We start from the raw sequence: 17,687 nt of genomic DNA on the forward strand, positions 1-17,687 counted from the left end.
TATGTTTCAAGAAATTTGGCCACTATTGAGTGTGGTTATTGCGATTTTAATTTTATTATTATTAATTATGAAGTTCCAGTTAAACACGTTTGTGGCACTTGTTATTACGGCGATGGTAACCGGCATATTACTCGGTATGCCATTTGATAAAATAGTTGCAACGATTGAAACTGGAATGGGCGGCACACTCGGGCATATCGCATTAATTTTTGGTCTTGGTGCGATGCTCGGGAAGTTGCTCGCTGATGGTGGCGGTGCAACGCAAATTGCGGACACTTTGATTGCTAAACTCGGTAAAAAATATGTGCAATGGGCGATGGTTATTGCTTCATTTATTATTGGGATTGCACTATTTTTCGAAGTGGGTCTCGTGCTACTCATCCCACTTGTCTTTACAATTGCAAAACGAATGAATGTATCACAATTGAAAATTGGTATGCCTATGGTAACAGCTTTATCAGTGACACATGGTTTCTTACCGCCGCATCCGGGTCCGGTCGTGATTGCTAAAGAACTAGGTGCAAACATTGGAGAAGTATTATTATATGGCTTTATTGTTGCAATACCGGTTACGATTATCGCAGGTCCACTTTTTGCGAAAATCGCGCCACGACTCACACCGACTGCGTTTCAACGTGAAGGAGATATTTCATCACTAGGTGCAACGAAATCTTTTAAAGAAGAAGAATTACCAAGTTTTGGACTCAGTACTTTCACAGCATTATTACCTGTATTGCTCATGCTATTTGCGACGCTTTGGCAACTGATTTCTGGCCATGAAGGTAAAGCGCACAATACACTTGAAAGTATCATTTACTTTATCGGTAGTGCAGGTACAGCTATGTTAATCGCCGTTGTATTTGCGATCTTCAGCATGGGTGTGCGTCGCGGTATCCCAACGAAACAAGTAATGAATACATTAACACAGGCGATTTATCCGATTGGGATGATGCTGTTGATTATCGGTGCTGGTGGGGCATTCAAACAAGTACTTATTGATGGTGGTGTTGGCGGTGCGATTGAAAAGATATTTACTGACGTCCACATTTCGCCTATCTTATTAGCTTGGTTAGTCGCAGCGCTTTTACGTCTCGCGCTGGGTTCAGCGACTGTAGCAGCAATCTCAACAACAGGTATCGTATTACCGCTATTACAAACAGCCGATGTGAATTTAGCACTTGTCGCATTAGCGATTGGGGCGGGTAGCATCTTCTGTTCACATGTTAACGACGCGGGTTTCTGGATGTTCAAAGAGTATTTCGGGTTAACAGTGAAAGAAACATTTTTAACATGGTCTTTAATTGAAACGATTATTTCAGTCAGTGGACTCGTTTTCGTTCTCTTCTTGAGCTTGTTCGTTTAATCTTTGAAAATAAAATGCATAAATTTAAAAGAGGGTTGGATATAATCATTTTTGATGCTATGAGTGCAGTTTTAGTTTAACTTGCCTTCGCTGTGATTTGTGGCTTCTGATTGCCCTTATGGCTTTGCGTTCCCAGGGGACTTGTCTCAACTAGCCAACGCTTGATTGAACGATGACATGCATGTCGCGTTGGCGGATTTTGGGAGCAGTACAGAAATCTCATGTATAACAAAGATTTCGTCGTACTGCCCCCGTAAGGCTGACTAGACTTCTCAAAAGCATGAGCATTGAGAAGTCAGACAGCTACTGCGATAAACAGCAACCACTACCAAAGTTAAAAGACGACCTTTTGTTTTTTACTATATCCCTCGGGAGTCTCAGCCTTCAGGGCAATCACACATCAAATACAGTCACTGAGGGCAAGTTGATGAAATGGAGCTCCCCATAACATCCAATGATAACGTCCCATTCACCCTCATTTTTGCCTGTTTTATCATTATTAATCGATATATGTCCATAAAAAGGATAGGGACTGGGAAAACTTAATTTCCCAGTCCTGATTCTTTGTTGCATTAAACGAGTCGAGTGATGATGGATTCATACACATCGTGCCAAAATGATGCGTCTGTCAAATAGCGTTCACGAATCTTGAGATGTACTTCTTTTTGCTTTTCTTCAAAACTTGGATCCTGTTTGTCTGGTAATGTGTCTTTACGTACTTCTTCTACAAATTTTTGGACATTGATTGCACGAGGTCCCCATACCGCTTTTTGTTCAAACTTCTCATTCATAAAAATATAAATTGGAATAGCACGTGACTTACCATTTGTTAAATATTGATCGATTAAATCTGTATTGTCATCACGGTAAAATGCGCGAACTTCTAAATTTGCTTGTTCTGCAATGTGTTTCAAAATTGGGTTGTTCATCATTGCATCGCCACACCAATCTTCTGTAATGACTAAGACATATTTGTAACCACTGTCTTTAATTTTTTCAATTCTTGGATCTTCAGTAGGCATCTCGAAATCTTTATAAATATTTAAGACTTCATTTTGGTTTTGTTCCATATCTTGAATGTATTGTTCGAAAGGTTTAGCTTCTGCGTAATAAGTTCTTAAATGTGCCATAAAATACCCCTCCCTTTTTATCTATTATACCAGTGTATGAATTTGAAGAAAATTAAAAAGATTACGACAAATTAAGATTATGACATTTACAATACAAATATTCAAAAAGTGTTTAATTTTACAGCACAACTCCTTATAATTTGTGGTAATGAAAATATTCAAAAAAAGGAGGGGCTGCGATGGATAAAATTACGTTTTTAAATGAATTAGAATATCAATTGAATCGATTGCCAAATCACGTCGTTGATGAAGTCATGAATGAATATGAAAACCATTTTTATCGTGAAGGTTTGAATGGCAAATCGGATAAAGCCATCGTCAATGCTCTGGATACTCCGAAACAAATCGCGAAGCAACGTTATGCCAAATATGCAGTAAAAAATGCTGAAAAGAAACCAGATGTGACGCATTTAGTTCGTGCAGTATTTGCGACGATTGGAATGAGTATGATTACTTTGTTTTTTGTTGTGATTCCGCTCTTTTTTGTAGGTTTACTCATACTGATTGGTACATTTATTACTTTAGGCATGTTGTTATCGCCACTGTTATTATTGATTACAGATATTTGGTCGGGGAAGTTTTCATTTTCCCTCAGCAATTATCTATATAGTTTTGCATATTTAGGATTGGGCATGATGTTTATCGTGATCATTGTTAAACTGATTATGGCCATTCGTAACTTACTGATTAAATATTTAAAATGGAACGTCAATTTTATTAAAAAAGGAACATCACAGTCATGAGAAAGCTTTTCGTATTTGGTCTCAGTTGCTTTTTAATATGCTTTATTTTAGGAACAGTAGTGTGGTTTGGTTTTGAAAATAAGAAACAATCTGTTGAAAAAATAGATCAAACGTTTGAAAAAAATGCCATCAATCAAATTGTCATTAACGTGGATGCGACGAATATTAAAATGGTGCCGAGTGATTACTTTCACATATCTTATGAAGGAAAACAAGAAATGAAAGTTTCGAAACAAAGCCGAGTATTGACGATTACTGAAATGAATCGATCAGGTATTCGAACACCGAATCTGAATCCATTTAATAATTTAGAAGGACAACTTGAAATCGGTATTCCGCCAGCACAATTAAAAGAAGTGGATCTTACCTCCAATATAGGTGCGGTGAATATAGAAAATGTAGACATTGATCATGCCTCAATTTGGAACGGCGATAGTGGAGAATTGAATATTCGAAATAGTCAATTAACCCATTCAAAATTTAGTGCTAATGAAACACTTGTAAACATTGAAAATAGTCGTTTAGATCATAGCGAATTCAATATTGAGCAAGGAAAAATCAACGGAGAAAAGACATTATTAAAGAACAGCATTTTCAAGTTGAATAGAGGTGATATTCATTTGCAAGAGATGCTAATGGGGTGTGACTTTAAAGGATCGGTTAAAGACGGCAACATTTATTTAGGATATCGTCAACCGCCAACTGATGTGATGCTGTCGCTCAACCCTGAAAAGGGTAAAGCAATTATTAATAATGACCAAATCAAAAAAGGTAAAAATGGGAAAGGCACGCATCAAATCGAACTTTATACGACACGTGGGGATATTACTGTCGAATAGGAAAAATACAGGGACTTGGATATTAACTGATCCGAGCACCTGTATTTTTTATTTCGATGTCGTGTCGTTAAAGCTATCCGCCATCAATGTGTGGCAAAATGAATGTCAGTATCAAGATAACCTGTTAACATCGTCGTTTCAATTTGCTGGCCTTCTAGCCACGCCCCAAAATCGAATTTAACAGGGTGCTGATTTTCACCTAAAGTCATCCATGCATAAAGTTGACGCGGTTCATACATTGTTGTATGAATTGTGCCACTCCAACTTTTGAACAACTTGCTATACAGTTCGTATTGTGGATCATTAAAGCGTTTGAAAATGTCAAAGCGTGATTGTTCAGGTAATTGGACTTGGGCTTCAAGTCGCGCCAAACGTTCTTCTGACTCTTTTGTGTAATTACGGTTTTCATGTGTCAGTAATTTAAAGTGATTGGTACAAGTCGTATCATAGCGGACATCAATGCCTCTCGGTGTGACTTCTACAATCGCATGTGCACCGGTTTTATCTTGAACGATATAACTAAAAGAACTTCGGTGAGGCAACGCTTTTAAAAAGTGTATCGCTTCTTCGACATCACGACAATATTCCAATACTAGGCGACCGATCATATAACAGACAAAACCATTGGCAGGCTTTTTACGATGCATAAAATTATAAGCCATGACTAAACCATGTTCGTTCATACCGTCCATTCTCCCAGTTGTCCGTGACATCGGCCCTATTTGCGCATAACCGCCATCAGTAGGTTGAAACAATTGATAACGTGCATCATAAGTAGCTGGATGATAATCGTAATTGCGAACTAAGAAATCTTCACCAACAAATACCGAGCAACCACTATCAGGCAATGTCGTGAAACGATAATGGGCAAAGTTTAAAATAGCTTGTCTTGTCGGTATATTTAATACATCTTGAATCCCTTGAATTTCTTCCCATATGTTAGGTGCAAACTGTTGGAAGATTTGATACGTTTCTTCTACATCGATGTCAAAACGTGGGACACGCTTTTTCCATTCTCTTTCTCTATTTTTCAACATGGCAGTTCGTTGTAGCCATTGCCCAGTAGCAACACCGTAATCATAATGTGTACCACGAAAAGTTAGAATGTCTGAGACTACTTGTTGCATGTGTATTCATCCTTTCTGACATCTTGTTAACATAATTTGTTAATAGGTTGTAATATTTCCTTAATGGTAATTCATATACGTCTTTAATATACTTATTTTAACATGATAACAATTGTAAAAGTATATTAAATCAATAGGGGTGAAGTGTATGTGGGAATACTATTATAAAGCAAAACGTTGGTTCTATAAAAATTTTACCAATTGATTAAAGTCGCTGTTTTGAAGTTTTGAGAAGATATTAAATATGCACACACGAGAACATGTAATCAAAATAAACATATGTCATATAGAGATCATCAATTCATTGCACATTTATAATAAAGAGGATATGTTGAAATATTTCGTTATGTAAATGTGAAAAGCGAATAGGGAATCAATATATTCAATTGAGGGGACTGAGGTAAGCATTGTATCTCGGTTCTTTTTTTGTGGGTGAACCGGCGCACCATAACAAATGTGGCGTAACCATATTGCGTTAAATTGTTTGGGGCGTTCACATTCATAGGTTAAGCGAACACGAAAAAAAGTTTGTACTAATGCATTAACTGCCTAGTTATCTATAGCGAAATGAAGGGAGAAGGAGATTTCAGGCGTGGAAAATTCCATGACTGAACTGCACCATGATTGAATGGCGGTTTGACTTGTGAAGTATCACAGCAAACCTCATTCAGTGTAATGCAGTTTGAATCGATTTCATTTTGCATTCAAATATGGTGTTAGGTCGAATGAATTTCTGTGACGTTGGTTGTGATATAGATCGTTTTAATACGATGTTTAAGCGATGGTGTGTCTCCAAATGTTAAAGTGATGAGTGTCTTAGTTGTTTTTGGATAATCTGGATTTTCTACTGAGTATACATAAAATATAATCAATTGATCGTCGTTAATTTGTGCACGATGAATCATTTCAAAGTTCCATTGTGTATCTTTCATCTTTGCAATTTGATTCATGCGTTTTCGTAACATATCAATAACATTTGATTTTGTGAGCGACTGTGGTTCACCTAGCTCATTGACGTAATAAGCAGCGACACGATCATCCAGCATATCTTTAATTTTATCAATATCATTGTTTTTCCATGAACTTACTAATGATATATATGGCATTTTAAGAGCCCTCTTTCATTATTCTTTATACTGATAATGTAACATATTGCCTGTAAAAATTGAATTGATTTCTGATTAAAAAAGTCGAGATTGGGGTATAAGTTTAATGATGTAGTAGATTTATGATATGATAAATGTAACATCAATAATTTAGAGGTGAAGACTTATGTGTAATTTCATTAAAGGGTTATTTAAATTTTTATTCGTTTCAACACTAGTGATTACTGGCGTTGTAGGACTTGGCTTAGCAGTGTTGACATATGTGTTTAAAAAAGATTTTGAAGAAATCGAAAACAAAACGAAAGAAATTATTGCGGATATCGAAGCGAATCAAGGATAAAAATACATTCGTGATTTAAACCGATAAAAGTGTCTATTGTGAAATCATTGTTATGGTTTTGAATACTGAGAGCGAGGATATGAAGTCTATGAACGGTTTAGATTTCAATCTCGCTTTTTTTATTGAAATAAGGTGCACAAAGTATGAAGACACGAAACATTTCTCGTGTGTCTCATCATGAAAATTTGATAAAATAGACCTAAGAAAATGGAGGGATGCTTGCCATGGTAAAAGGTTATATAGGCTCTTATACAAAAAAGGATGGTAAAGGAATTTATCGTTTTGAATTAGATGAACAGTCAGGACGTATTGAAACTGTAGAAACAGGATACGAATTGAATGCGTCAACGTATCTTGTGCAACATGAAGATACATTAATCGGCATTACCAAAAATGATAAAAATGCCGGCTTAGCAACATTTAAAATTAAACAAGATGGCAGTCTTGAAAAAACAGGTGAGTCATTGGAGTCATTTAAAGGTTCAGGCTGTTATGTCGCTGTGTCACCGGATGGGAAATATGTGTTTGAAGCGGTGTACGGTGATGGTGTTGCTCGCATATATGAATTGGATGCCGAAAACAACCGTATTAAGCGCTTAATTGAGGAAGTCATTCACGATTATCCACACGGTCCTAATGTTGATAGACAAGAACAGTCACATGTCCATTATTTAGACGTGACACCTGAACATAAATATGTGGTAGCTGTTGACTTAGGTGCAGATTTACTCGTGACATATCATTATGGTGACCAAGGTTTAGAAGTGGCACACCGTACAGCAATGGAACCAGGTGACGGACCAAGACATATCGCGTACCACAAAACAGGGCGTTATGCTTATGTTGTCAATGAATTATCAAACACTGTCGTTGTGATGGCATATGAGGATGGTCGTTTTTCAGAATTAGAACGTCATTTGACGATACCTAAAGATTTTCTATTACCAACAAAGTTAGCAGCTGTAAGGCTTTCTCATGATCAACGTTACTTATATGTCAGTAACCGTGGTCACGACAGTATTGCCATCTTTAAATTGTTAGAAGACGGTGCGAAACTTGAGTTGGTCGACATCGTTTCAAGTGGCGGATCATTCCCAAGAGATTTTAATATTACAGCAGATGATGCATATCTCGTAGCGGCACACCAAGAAGAAAATTCAGAAGTGGTTGTATTCCAACGTGACCTCGATACGGGGCAATTAACAAAAACAGATGATCAACAAACGGCATCGGAAGGCGTATGTGTGAAGTTTTTAGACGAAACACATTTATAATACGATAGAAAAATAATGAACAGGCTCAGGAATTCTCTGTAAGTTTTCCGAGCCTGTTCTTTTTAGTTTTAAAGTAAAAGCAATGATTAGAAATCAAAATAACATGGGTTTGTTCTTTATATGTTATAGATTTATTTCTTAAAAAGCTTTTTTACATATCCAAGTTTTCCTTTATACGGTGGGAATAATAACCCCGTTTCTAACTTTGTCGTTTTAAAAATATAGGGCTTTTGATGTGAAAATGTTTCAAATGAATATTTGCCATGGTAACGTCCAATACCTGAAGCACCAACACCGCCAAAAGGAAGCTTCGGATTAGCTAATTGCAAAATCGTATCGTTAATGGCAGCACTGCCAAATGATAGTTCATTCAAAACGCGTGTTGTCGTATTTTCGTCTTCACTGAATAAATAAAGTGACAATGGTTTCGGTTTTGACTGAATAAACGAGATAGCTTCATCAAAGTTTTGATAAGTCAAAATCGGTAAAATAGGTCCGAAAATTTCTTCTTGCATGATTGGATCATTCGCATGAATATGATCAAGTATTGTTGGTGACACGTAACGCTGTACGGCATCTGTGTCGCCTCCGATAATGACGTTCGATTGATGTGCTTCTAAAAGGTGTGACAATCGATTAAAATGACGGTCATTGACAATTCGGCCTAAATCGTCACTGTCAATCGGTTGTGGACCATAAAATTCACGAATCGTTGACGTCATTGCTTCAATAAAATCAGCTTTAACCGTTTCATCAATGAGGATATAATCTGGCGCGACACACGTTTGACCTGCATTCATAAATTTACCGAAGCAGATACGCTCACTTGCGACTTTTAAGTTAGCCGTTTTGTCAATAATTGTAGGTGACTTACCACCCAGTTCGAGTGTCACAGGAATTAATTGTTTCGCTGCGGCTTCGTAAACGATTTGGCCTACTTTTTGACTACCAGTAAAGAAGATATGATCAAAAGGAAGCTCCAATAATGATTGAATTGTTTCGGCACCACCCTGCGCAACGGTAACATATTCTGGATCAAATGTCTGTTTAATAATTTTTTCAATGACCACCGCTACATTTGGCGTCAGTTCGGAAGGTTTTACAATGGCAGTATTACCTGCAGCAATTGCGCCAATTAAAGGTTCGAAAATCAATTGAAAAGGGTAGTTAAAAGGTCCAATAATCAAAACAGTGCCTAAAGGTTCGTTGACGATAAAACTTTTGGCAGGAAAAAGAAAAAAGGGCGTGTCAACTGCTTCTGTTTTTGCCCACTTCGATAGGTTTTTACGAATGTAACGAATATTGTTTAATGTATAACCGATTTCTGTGCCATAAGCTTCGACTTCATTTTTTCCTAAATCTTGTTTCAGTGCATCGAAAATTTCTTGTTCGTGTAAGTTGATTTGTTTAGCTAACTGTTTTAAAACTTTTTTGCGTGATTTAAGCGAACGTGTCGCATGTGATTTAAAATAACGTTGTGTTGCATCGAATTGTGTGTGAAATGGATTCAATAGGGAATGCTCCTTTCAAAAGTCGAATGTCATTTATCATTTCTGATAGGGGAAACGCATGTCGTTGAAGCTACACATTAGCTATCGATTTGTTAATGATCATTATGTATGATTGTAACATATTCCACTGAAATACATCGGTGAGAGGTCATCATTTTCGACATGATAATAAAAGCGTTTTGAAAAGTACTTCGAATGGATGCGATGACACTGAATGACAGAGTAGATAAAAAAGAATCGAGACACGTTGGACTGTGTCTCGACTTCAAGTGAGCGCTTTATTCCGCTCTGTATGGTGCAAGTGAAGCATCGCGTTCGAATTGATGCGCGACATAGCTACAAGATGGAATGATTTTCAAGTTTTCATTCTTTGCTTTTTCAATGACAGCATCAAACAATTGTTTGGCAACGCCGCCACCGCGCAAAGAAGGACTGACATAAGTACTATACACATCAATCACATTCGTATCATAGTATGAAAATAGAATTTGGGCATCCGGTCTATTTTCTGTTTCACCGTAATAAAACTTATGATATCCAGCTTTCACTTTTTCAGACATGCGATCACACCTTTGTTTATATTTTTATATTATGATAATGCTTCAGTAATCGGTGGTACAATTTGTTTTTTACGAGAAACAACACCTGGTAAAAATGCTGTATGATTATCTAACGTTGTATTGAACGCTTGTGCGATTTTCTCTTGTTCTGCACCAACTACGAGAATTTTTGAATCACTATTAATGATGTCTGTTACGACAAGGATAAATGTGTCGTAGCTATTTTCAGCACTTGCTTTATTCATCGCATTTTCTAGCGCTTCTTGACGTTCAAAAACTTCTTCAATATCGACACTGTTCACTTGTGCGATACGAACTGTATGATCCACCATGCTGAAAGATTTTGCATCAGTATTTAACAATTCGTCTTCAGTTTTGTTTGTTGTTGAAGCACCTGCTTTTAACATCTCTAAACCGTATGTTTCTAATTCCACATTAGCGATTTTAGCGAGTGCTTGTGCTGCATCGATATCTTGTTGTGTACATGTTGGGGATTTGAATAATAAACTGTCTGAAATAATTGCAGAAACCATTAAACCTGCAATTTCCGGACGAATTTCATACTTGCGCTCGTTATACATTTTATACAAAATTGTAGCTGTACAGCCCACAGGTTCTGAACGGTAATAAAGTGGGCCCGCTGTTTCAAAATTTGCGATTCTGTGATGATCGATAACGTGTCGAATATTCGCTTTTTCAATGTTTTGAGCACTTTGTTGAAACTCATTATGGTCAACTAAAATGACGTCTTGTCCAGTTAAGTCATCCGTTAAAAATTCTGGAACTGCTACGTTGAAATAATCTAACGCATATTGAGTTTCAGGACCTAACTCACCAATACGAAATGCTTTAGCTTCCTTGTTTCCATGTTGTTGTTCGAAATCTGCCATTATGATTGCTGAAGAAATGGCATCAGTGTCTGGGTTTTGATGACCAAAAATATAAGTTGTCATTATTAAATCTCCTTATTCATATTCTAATTTTCAGTTCTATTTTAGCACGGAGAGTAGTCATTATTCTACCTGAGCGCCCAATGTCGTTTTAAAATGTGTCAATGCCCATTGGTGTCCAGCTTCATTAAATGTGGCCACACCTTTTTTAGGGATAATTAATTGATAATTTAAATTGTATGCACTAATCGCAGTGTGTAAAACACAAATATCTGTACACACGCCGACGATTTCAACGGTGTCGACTTGGCGTTCACGTAACATACTATCTAACGGTGTACCGTAAAAGGAATCGTAACGGCGTTTGTCTAAAAAATAAACATGTGCGCTATCTTTTATCGTATCATACAATGTTTTAACCTCACCATACAATTCACGTCCTTGCGTGCCTTGAATATTGTGTGGTGGAAAACATTTTGTCTCAGGATGGTAAGGATCATCTTCAAAGTGTAAATCCATCATAAAAAAGATACTTTCTTGAGCTTCGTGGTATGCTTGAATGCGTTCAACAATGTACGGCTCGATCGCTTGACCAGCTGCGCCACAAGTCAGTTTGCCATCATCTGCAACAAAATCATACGAATAATCAACAACAACTAAAGCTTTATTTGACATTTCATTCTCTCCTAAAAGTGGTATAAAGATTAAACAACAGTATAATAAGTATAACTTAATCGTGAAAGGATGGCACGTATATGAAAATAAATGTATTAGATTTTGGTGCGATTGGCCAGAATCGATTTTTGGATACTTGGGGCATACAACGTGCACTCAACCAAGCCAAAAAGGGGCCAATTACTGTCTATATTCCTAGTGGTATTTATCATATCGCCAAAGCATTAAAGATATATGAAGGAACGACACTTGTATTAGACCCTGATACTGAACTGTTAAGAACTGGAAAAGACGCATTGCTTAAAAATGGTTCACGTTTGAAACGCTATTATGGTTACAATGGCAACAGTCACATTAAAATTCAAGGCGGCATTTGGAATATGAACGGCGTACATTACCCTTACAATAATACAGCGATGTGTATAGGCCATGCACGAGAAATTGAAATATGTCATTTGACGATTAAAAATGTCGTCGGTGGTCATGGCATTGATGCTTGTGGACTCGACGGTTTGCACATTCATCATTGTAACTTTATTGGATTTTATGATGTGACAGGTGAGCGATGGTTTTCAGAGGCGGTACAGTTAGATTTATTTGTTGAAGGCGCATTTCCAAAATTCGGAGTCAACGATGGGACGATTACGAAAAATGCAATTATTGAACATTGTTATTTCGGTAATTCGTTTGAAGGTGAGATGCAAAGTTGGAATCGTGCGATAGGTTCACATGCGACACGTTTGAATCGTTTTTATGAAAATATTACCATTCAACACAATGTTTTTGAAGCCACGCAAGATTATGCGCTGACACCGTTAAAAGGGAAAAACATTTTCATTCAACGTAATCTATTTTTAAATTGCGCAGGGGGTATTCGCTATTTAGGTGTCCATCAAGGTAAAAATGCATTTACGTTAGAGGGAGACCATGAAGGCAAACAAGGGGGCGATGGTTTGTTTGTGATGAATAACGAGTTTGTCAATAATCAATCAAAAGATGTCTTGCACATTCGAAGTCATCAAGATGCGCCTCATACAGATGTAAATATATTGGGGAATACATTTTGTGGTGGGCATCAAGTCGCGCAATTAACAGGTGTACATGACATCGCGATTTTGAATAATGAAAACCCGCCGCAATGGAATGAAAAACAAGTCACCGCGCTCATGACAGATAAAAACGTATAAATGAAGTAAAGGGAGGGACAAAAATAGCATTCAACATAAGTGTTTTGTCCCATTCCCAACTTCAACTTTTTAATGAAAACGTCCTAAATTTTTAATTTTAAAATCAAGTGTTTCTAAAATCGTTAATATTTTGTTTAAGACAATCGTATCTGGACATTCAGCTTGTACGAAAAAGCGATACATGCCTAGTTGTGTTTTGAGTGGACGTGATTCAATCCATTTCAAATTGACTTGAAACATCGCAAAAGTGTTCAAAATGCTCGCCAGTAGTCCTGGTTTATCTTCTGTTGGTGTAATGACTAATAAACATTCAGAGCCGATTTGATTTGTCACTTCTGAAGCATGTTTTAATACGAGAAAACGTGTCATGTTGTGTGGATAATCCTCAATGTGTGTCGCGAGTGGTTCATAGCCATACATTTCTCCACTTCCGAGAGGGGCAATCGCGCCAGTAGTTGCATCAATTTTGTCGAGAGACGCTACAGTGCTCGACGTATAATCATAATCAAATTGATGTTCATGAATAAACTTTTGTGTTTGACTAATTGCTGGTCCAATCGAATAAACATGCTTGATATCCGTGATAGACTGGTGTGGAAAGCCATACAATGCGAAGGCGATATCTAAAAATATTTCTTCAATGATGACAAAATTTTGTTCGATCAGTGAGTCGGCAATGACATTAATCGTACCTTCTATAGAGTTTTCAATCGGAACGATGGCACTTGCTGATGAATCTTTTTGTAAGGATGACATCACTTCATATAAATTAGAACATTCAACCAATTGTTCCTCTTGCTGTGTTTGAGATTGTAATTTTAAAGCGGCTAAATATGAAAATGTACCTTTAGGACCAAGATAGAAAAGTGTCATGACATCATTCCTTTCACATGAATTGACTTTATTTTACATGATGTTAGTGAAAAGGACAGCCCGTTGATGTATTTTTCTTATAAAAAAAGTTCGGTTCACGTGTTTCATTTGAAAAACCATGATGATAATTTGTAGTTAAAGTAGGTGATAGCGGTGGTGCGAGCCATGACCATTTTCCTGTGACCGTTCGCCCTTTACGTGCTTCAGCATCCTCAAATTTTTCAAACTGCTTTGATGCTGTTAAATGATCGACCATCGATACGCCGGCTTTTTTGAACGATTGTAAAACGGCATCGTTTATTTCGACAAGCACACGATCTTTATTAAAAGTTGCATTGCGTAAATCAGTAAAGCCTATCGCTGTCGCAAATTTTTCTAATAAATTGTAGCGATATGTATCTGTAAAGTTACGCACAGCAATCTCTGTTACCATATACCAACCATTGAAAGGTGCTGTTGGATATGTGATACCCCCAATTTTTAAGTCCATATTAGAGATGATTGGCACAGCATACCATTTGAGCCCTAATTCTGACACTTTTGGAAACTGGTCATGATGAATCGGCACTTCCATAATCCAATCTGACGGATAATCAAAATATTTCACTTGTTGGTCAGGGAGCTGATAAATCAATGGCAATACATCAAAGTCTGTGTGTTTCCCTGTCCATCCTAAATGTTGTGCAAGTTGTGTGATAGTTTTTTCACTCGGATCACCTTTTGATTCATAGCCCGCATAGCGAATCAGTTGATTGTTCCAAATTTTCGGTCCAGCTTCATCTGATTGCGCATAAATCGTAATACAAGGTTTAATACGCCCCCCATTAGTCGCTGTTTTAATATGTGTTTCAATTGATTCGAGAAATGGCGCTTCTGTTTTAACTTCTCGAGCATCAATGACTTTCAAACTTTCCCAAAATAAACGACCGATACAGCGATTAGAATGACGCCAAGCAACACGCGCACCGTATGTCAGTTCCTCTGTTGTATGTCGATATGTCCCTGTCGTATGAATGGCTTGTTCTATTTCTGCTAATCGCGCATCACGTTCAGTTGTAGGTAATTCTAATTCATCATACATTTGTTTAATAAATGCTTGTGCTTCTTTGAGCATATTCCCCACCTCAACGTTATTATAATGAAATTTAAGTGAGCTTTGAAACGAATATGATAATTGTCATAATATTGTTTGACTTTAACGATTAAAAAAGTGATAAATAAATCAATTTTAAATCTAACGGTGGAGTAAAGATCTTGTATCAGACATTGTTGTATTCAGTTATCAAATTTTTTTAGATAGGACCTGTATATAAAAAGATTGCCAACCATTCGAGACGCTTGAGGGAATAGCTGAACCTGAAAATCCATCACCAATTTTGAATAGCCACAGATACATAGTTGATGATTATTTTGAAAGATTAAGGCGAGACATATAAGAATGAATAGGGCATATCATAATTGATAAGGTATTCGCATAAACAAGGTGCGTTGCGAAAAGATTGCAGAACAGCCCGAGACTCCTGAGGCATCAAAGCGAAACTGAAAATCCACCAACGCTTTCCTTTCTGTAACAGTTGAATCAGAGCGTTGGTTAGTTGAAGTGAGCGCCTAGGAAAGCGAGGGCGGGTTCTGCAATCTGTAAGATAAGTATAAAGCATAAATTTTATTTTAGAGGCCTTAAAAACGAAATGATTAAACCCAAGAAACCTTTCCTATTGTGTGATATGATAGCAATAATAAGAAAACATAAAGGAGTCAATCATGTATCAATATAAAGATGACAGTTTCATGTTACATAATGATTTGTATCAAATTAATATGGCCGAATCGTATTGGTTTGATGGTATCCATGAACGTAAAGCAGTATTCGACCTCTACTTCAGAAATATGCCTTTCGGAAGCGGTTATGCCGTCTTCAATGGCTTACAGCGTGTCATTCAATTTGTCCAAAACCTCCACTTCTCTGACACAGACATTGAATACCTTAAATCAATCGGTTACCAAAATGACTTTTTAAACTATTTGGCCAATCTCAAATTCACAGGCAACATTCGTTCAATGAAAGAAGGCGAACTTTGCTTTAATAATGAGCCGCTCATGCGTATTGAAGCGCCACTGATTCAAGCGCAGCTCATTGAAACCGCATTGCTCAATATCATTAATTTCCAAACGCTCATCTCAACGAAAGCAAGTATTATTAAACAGGTTGCTGTAGATGATGTATTAATGGAATTCGGTACTAGACGGGCACATGAATTTGATGCTGCATTATGGGGCGCTCGTGCTGCGATTATTGGTGGTTTTGACTCAACAAGTAATGTACGTGCAGGGAAACTTTTTAATATTCCAGTTTCTGGGACACATGCACATGCATTTGTACAGACATATGGTGATGAATATACAGCATTTAAAAAATATGCAGAGCGTCATCGCAATTGTGTATTTCTTGTCGATACGTTCCATACTTTAAAGTCAGGCGTGCCCAATGCGATACGTGTCGCAAAAGAACTCGGCGATCGTATTAATTTTATTGGTATTCGCTTAGATTCAGGTGATATTGCATATTTATCGAAAAAAGCACGTCAAATGCTAGATGAAGCAGGTTTTAAAGATGCAAAAATTATCGCGTCAAACGATTTAGATGAACAGACGATCAGTAGCTTGAAAGCACAAGGGGCTGCGGTTGATTCGTGGGGTGTCGGTACAAAATTAATTACCGCATATCAACAACCCGCATTAGGTGCTGTATACAAATTAGTGGCTGTAGAAAATAATGAAGGGCAACTGGTCGATCGGATTAAATTGTCTAACAATGCTGAAAAAGTGACGACACCAGGTAAGAAAAAAGTGTATCGCATTATTAATACGAAAACGAATAAAGCAGAAGGGGACTATATTACCTTAGATCATGAAGACCCTAATGAAGAAAAGGTTTTAAAAATGTTCCACCCAATTCACACATATAAAATGAAACGCATCAAAAACTTTAAAGCTGTTGATTTACATCACGATATTTTTAAAGATGGCCAACTCGTTTATGATTGTCCGACAGAAATGCAAGCAAAAGAAGATTTGAAAAACAACTTGGAATATTTATGGGAAGAAAACAAGCGTTACTTGAATCCTGAAGAATATCCTGTTGATTTAAGTACATTATGTTGGGAAAATAAACAAAAGCGTATTTTTGAAGTGGCTGAAAATGTGAAAGAGATGGAGGACACGTATGACCATGAGTGAAATGCAGACGTTGATTGTAGAAGAAATGAAAGTGAAACCGATTATAGATAGTGCTGAAACGATTAAGGAAATTCAACATTTTATTGAACAATACCTCCATGCACACACGTTCGTAAAGACGTTAGTCCTCGGAATTTCTGGAGGCCAAGATTCCACATTAGCGGGAAAACTTGTGCAATTAGCTGTAGAAAATATGAGAACAGCTTCAGGTCGCGATGTTCAATTTATTGCGGTGAAGTTGCCGTATGGGGTGCAAAAAGATGCAGATGAAGTCGAGGATGCATTGAACTTTATCAATCCTGACCGCACCGTTACAGTGAATATCAAGCCGGCTGTCGACCAAAGTGTGCAATCATTACAAGAAGCGGGAATCACATTAAGCGATTTTCATAAAGGAAACGAAAAAGCACGAGAACGCATGAAAGTACAATATGCCATTGCAGCAAATACAAGTGGTATTGTCGTTGGTACTGATCATTCTGCAGAAAACATTACCGGCTTTTTCACAAAACACGGAGATGGTGCTGCAGACATTGCGCCGCTTTTCGGTCTGAACAAGCGTCAAGGTCGTCAACTGTTACAATATTTAGACGCACCCGCGCATTTATATGAAAAGGTGCCTACTGCGGATTTAGAAGATGACAAACCGCAACTCCCTGACGAAGAAGCTTTAGGTGTGACTTATGAAGCAATTGATGATTATCTTGAAGGTAAAGTCGTTTCACCAGAAGATGCAGCGGTGATTGAGCGTCACTACGTCAGAAATGCCCATAAGCGTGAATTGGCATACACACGTTTTTCATGGCCTAAATCAGAAAAGTCATGACAAATA

The 17,687-nt window shown here is 37.3% G+C and carries 17 protein-coding genes; 8 read left to right on the forward strand and 9 right to left on the reverse strand.

Annotation, left to right across the window (positions count from 1 at the left end):
• Window position 1: 1 nt before the first annotated feature.
• Window positions 2-1,363 (forward strand): gluconate:H+ symporter, encoded by a 1,362-nt coding sequence (locus CD138_RS05830; protein ID WP_019167576.1) that lies wholly within the window; start codon window positions 2-4, stop codon window positions 1,361-1,363.
• A gap of 572 nt (window positions 1,364-1,935) precedes the next feature.
• On the opposite strand, the gene CD138_RS05835 is transcribed toward CD138_RS05830, so the two are convergent.
• Window positions 1,936-2,493, reverse strand: coding sequence for a thioredoxin family protein (locus tag CD138_RS05835; protein ID WP_019169321.1), 558 nt, complete (start codon window positions 2,491-2,493; stop codon window positions 1,936-1,938).
• 179 nt (window positions 2,494-2,672) lie between these two features.
• Between CD138_RS05835 and CD138_RS05840 the strand changes: the two genes are divergently transcribed.
• Together CD138_RS05840 and CD138_RS05845 are read left to right on the forward strand one after the other, a co-directional pair.
• Window positions 2,673-3,236 carry an HAAS signaling domain-containing protein gene (locus CD138_RS05840; protein ID WP_019169322.1) on the forward strand — a complete coding sequence of 188 codons (564 nt, stop codon included), beginning with the start codon at window positions 2,673-2,675 and terminating at the stop codon, window positions 3,234-3,236.
• The gene (locus CD138_RS05845; protein ID WP_019169323.1) at window positions 3,233-4,075 is read left to right on the forward strand and encodes a DUF4097 family beta strand repeat-containing protein; all 843 of its coding nucleotides are present in this window, start codon (window positions 3,233-3,235) and stop codon (window positions 4,073-4,075) included. Before CD138_RS05840 ends, CD138_RS05845 begins: the two co-directional genes overlap by 4 nt.
• An 83-nt stretch (window positions 4,076-4,158) precedes the next feature.
• Here CD138_RS05845 and CD138_RS05850 read toward each other — a convergent pair whose 3' ends face one another.
• Together CD138_RS05850 and CD138_RS05855 are read right to left on the reverse strand one after the other, a co-directional pair.
• Window positions 4,159-5,202: a C45 family autoproteolytic acyltransferase/hydrolase gene (locus tag CD138_RS05850; protein ID WP_019169324.1), complete on the reverse strand. Its 1,044-nt coding sequence runs from the start codon at window positions 5,200-5,202 to the stop codon at window positions 4,159-4,161.
• 716 nt (window positions 5,203-5,918) lie between these two features.
• Window positions 5,919-6,308 carry a hypothetical protein gene (locus tag CD138_RS05855; RefSeq protein WP_019169325.1) on the reverse strand — a complete coding sequence of 130 codons (390 nt, stop codon included), beginning with the start codon at window positions 6,306-6,308 and terminating at the stop codon, window positions 5,919-5,921.
• A 166-nt stretch (window positions 6,309-6,474) separates the two neighbouring features.
• Between CD138_RS05855 and CD138_RS14150 the strand changes: the two genes are divergently transcribed.
• Both CD138_RS14150 and pglS read left to right on the forward strand, forming a co-directional pair.
• Window positions 6,475-6,648 (forward strand): hypothetical protein, encoded by a 174-nt coding sequence (locus CD138_RS14150; RefSeq protein ID WP_019169326.1) that lies wholly within the window; start codon window positions 6,475-6,477, stop codon window positions 6,646-6,648.
• A gap of 224 nt (window positions 6,649-6,872) precedes the next feature.
• Window positions 6,873-7,922: a 6-phosphogluconolactonase gene (pglS, locus tag CD138_RS05860; RefSeq protein WP_019169327.1), complete on the forward strand. Its 1,050-nt coding sequence runs from the start codon at window positions 6,873-6,875 to the stop codon at window positions 7,920-7,922.
• 131 nt (window positions 7,923-8,053) lie between these two features.
• Here the strand turns inward: pglS and CD138_RS05865 are convergent, their stop codons facing one another.
• The 4 genes from CD138_RS05865 to CD138_RS05880 form a co-directional block, all read right to left on the reverse strand.
• Window positions 8,054-9,433, reverse strand: a complete 1,380-nt coding sequence (locus tag CD138_RS05865; RefSeq protein WP_019169328.1) for an aldehyde dehydrogenase — start codon at window positions 9,431-9,433, stop codon at window positions 8,054-8,056.
• Between the two features lie 278 nt (window positions 9,434-9,711).
• Window positions 9,712-9,993 (reverse strand): GNAT family N-acetyltransferase, encoded by a 282-nt coding sequence (locus CD138_RS05870; RefSeq protein ID WP_019169329.1) that lies wholly within the window; start codon window positions 9,991-9,993, stop codon window positions 9,712-9,714.
• Between the two features lie 29 nt (window positions 9,994-10,022).
• The gene (locus CD138_RS05875) at window positions 10,023-10,949 is read right to left on the reverse strand and encodes a manganese-dependent inorganic pyrophosphatase (RefSeq protein ID WP_174700863.1); all 927 of its coding nucleotides are present in this window, start codon (window positions 10,947-10,949) and stop codon (window positions 10,023-10,025) included.
• Between the two features lie 57 nt (window positions 10,950-11,006).
• On the reverse strand, window positions 11,007-11,558 hold the full coding sequence (locus CD138_RS05880) for a cysteine hydrolase family protein (RefSeq protein ID WP_019169331.1): 552 nt from the start codon (window positions 11,556-11,558) through the stop codon (window positions 11,007-11,009).
• 80 nt (window positions 11,559-11,638) lie between these two features.
• Between CD138_RS05880 and CD138_RS05885 the strand changes: the two genes are divergently transcribed.
• Window positions 11,639-12,745: a glycosyl hydrolase family 28-related protein gene (locus CD138_RS05885; RefSeq protein WP_019169332.1), complete on the forward strand. Its 1,107-nt coding sequence runs from the start codon at window positions 11,639-11,641 to the stop codon at window positions 12,743-12,745.
• A gap of 69 nt (window positions 12,746-12,814) precedes the next feature.
• Here the strand turns inward: CD138_RS05885 and CD138_RS05890 are convergent, their stop codons facing one another.
• Entirely contained in the window at window positions 12,815-13,618 is an 804-nt protein-coding gene (locus CD138_RS05890) for a prephenate dehydratase (protein WP_019169333.1), read from the reverse strand.
• A gap of 43 nt (window positions 13,619-13,661) precedes the next feature.
• Window positions 13,662-14,732, reverse strand: a complete 1,071-nt coding sequence (locus CD138_RS05895; RefSeq protein ID WP_019169334.1) for a nitric oxide synthase oxygenase — start codon at window positions 14,730-14,732, stop codon at window positions 13,662-13,664.
• A 647-nt stretch (window positions 14,733-15,379) separates the two neighbouring features.
• On the opposite strand from CD138_RS05895, the gene CD138_RS05900 reads away from it, so the two are divergent.
• Both CD138_RS05900 and nadE read left to right on the forward strand, forming a co-directional pair.
• Window positions 15,380-16,855, forward strand: coding sequence for a nicotinate phosphoribosyltransferase (locus tag CD138_RS05900; RefSeq protein WP_019169335.1), 1,476 nt, complete (start codon window positions 15,380-15,382; stop codon window positions 16,853-16,855).
• Window positions 16,848-17,681 carry an NAD(+) synthase gene (gene nadE, locus CD138_RS05905; protein ID WP_033193866.1) on the forward strand — a complete coding sequence of 278 codons (834 nt, stop codon included), beginning with the start codon at window positions 16,848-16,850 and terminating at the stop codon, window positions 17,679-17,681. Before CD138_RS05900 ends, nadE begins: the two co-directional genes overlap by 8 nt.
• Window positions 17,682-17,687 lie beyond the last annotated feature (6 nt).

Origin of the sequence: Staphylococcus intermedius NCTC 11048, from assembly GCF_002902385.1 — a bacterium.
In the GTDB taxonomy this organism is placed as follows: Bacteria; Bacillota; Bacilli; order Staphylococcales; family Staphylococcaceae; genus Staphylococcus; species Staphylococcus intermedius.

Excerpts from the sequence above, each read along its gene's own strand:
- CD138_RS05855 (WP_019169325.1), bottom strand. The coding sequence starts at position 6,308 with ATGCCATATATATCATTAGTAAGTTCATGGAAAAACAATGATATTGAT.
- CD138_RS05870 (WP_019169329.1), bottom strand. The coding sequence starts at position 9,993 with ATGTCTGAAAAAGTGAAAGCTGGATATCATAAGTTTTATTACGGTGAA.
- nadE (WP_033193866.1), top strand. The coding sequence starts at position 16,848 with ATGAGTGAAATGCAGACGTTGATTGTAGAAGAAATGAAAGTGAAACCG.
- pglS (WP_019169327.1), top strand. The coding sequence starts at position 6,873 with ATGGTAAAAGGTTATATAGGCTCTTATACAAAAAAGGATGGTAAAGGA.
- CD138_RS05840 (WP_019169322.1), top strand. The coding sequence starts at position 2,673 with ATGGATAAAATTACGTTTTTAAATGAATTAGAATATCAATTGAATCGA.
- CD138_RS05890 (WP_019169333.1), bottom strand. The coding sequence starts at position 13,618 with ATGACACTTTTCTATCTTGGTCCTAAAGGTACATTTTCATATTTAGCC.
- CD138_RS05895 (WP_019169334.1), bottom strand. The coding sequence starts at position 14,732 with ATGCTCAAAGAAGCACAAGCATTTATTAAACAAATGTATGATGAATTA.
- CD138_RS05885 (WP_019169332.1), top strand. The coding sequence starts at position 11,639 with ATGAAAATAAATGTATTAGATTTTGGTGCGATTGGCCAGAATCGATTT.
- CD138_RS05830 (WP_019167576.1), top strand. The coding sequence starts at position 2 with ATGTTTCAAGAAATTTGGCCACTATTGAGTGTGGTTATTGCGATTTTA.
- CD138_RS05845 (WP_019169323.1), top strand. The coding sequence starts at position 3,233 with ATGAGAAAGCTTTTCGTATTTGGTCTCAGTTGCTTTTTAATATGCTTT.
- CD138_RS05850 (WP_019169324.1), bottom strand. The coding sequence starts at position 5,202 with ATGCAACAAGTAGTCTCAGACATTCTAACTTTTCGTGGTACACATTAT.
- CD138_RS05880 (WP_019169331.1), bottom strand. The coding sequence starts at position 11,558 with ATGTCAAATAAAGCTTTAGTTGTTGTTGATTATTCGTATGATTTTGTT.
- CD138_RS05900 (WP_019169335.1), top strand. The coding sequence starts at position 15,380 with ATGTATCAATATAAAGATGACAGTTTCATGTTACATAATGATTTGTAT.
- CD138_RS14150 (WP_019169326.1), top strand. The coding sequence starts at position 6,475 with ATGTGTAATTTCATTAAAGGGTTATTTAAATTTTTATTCGTTTCAACA.
- CD138_RS05835 (WP_019169321.1), bottom strand. The coding sequence starts at position 2,493 with ATGGCACATTTAAGAACTTATTACGCAGAAGCTAAACCTTTCGAACAA.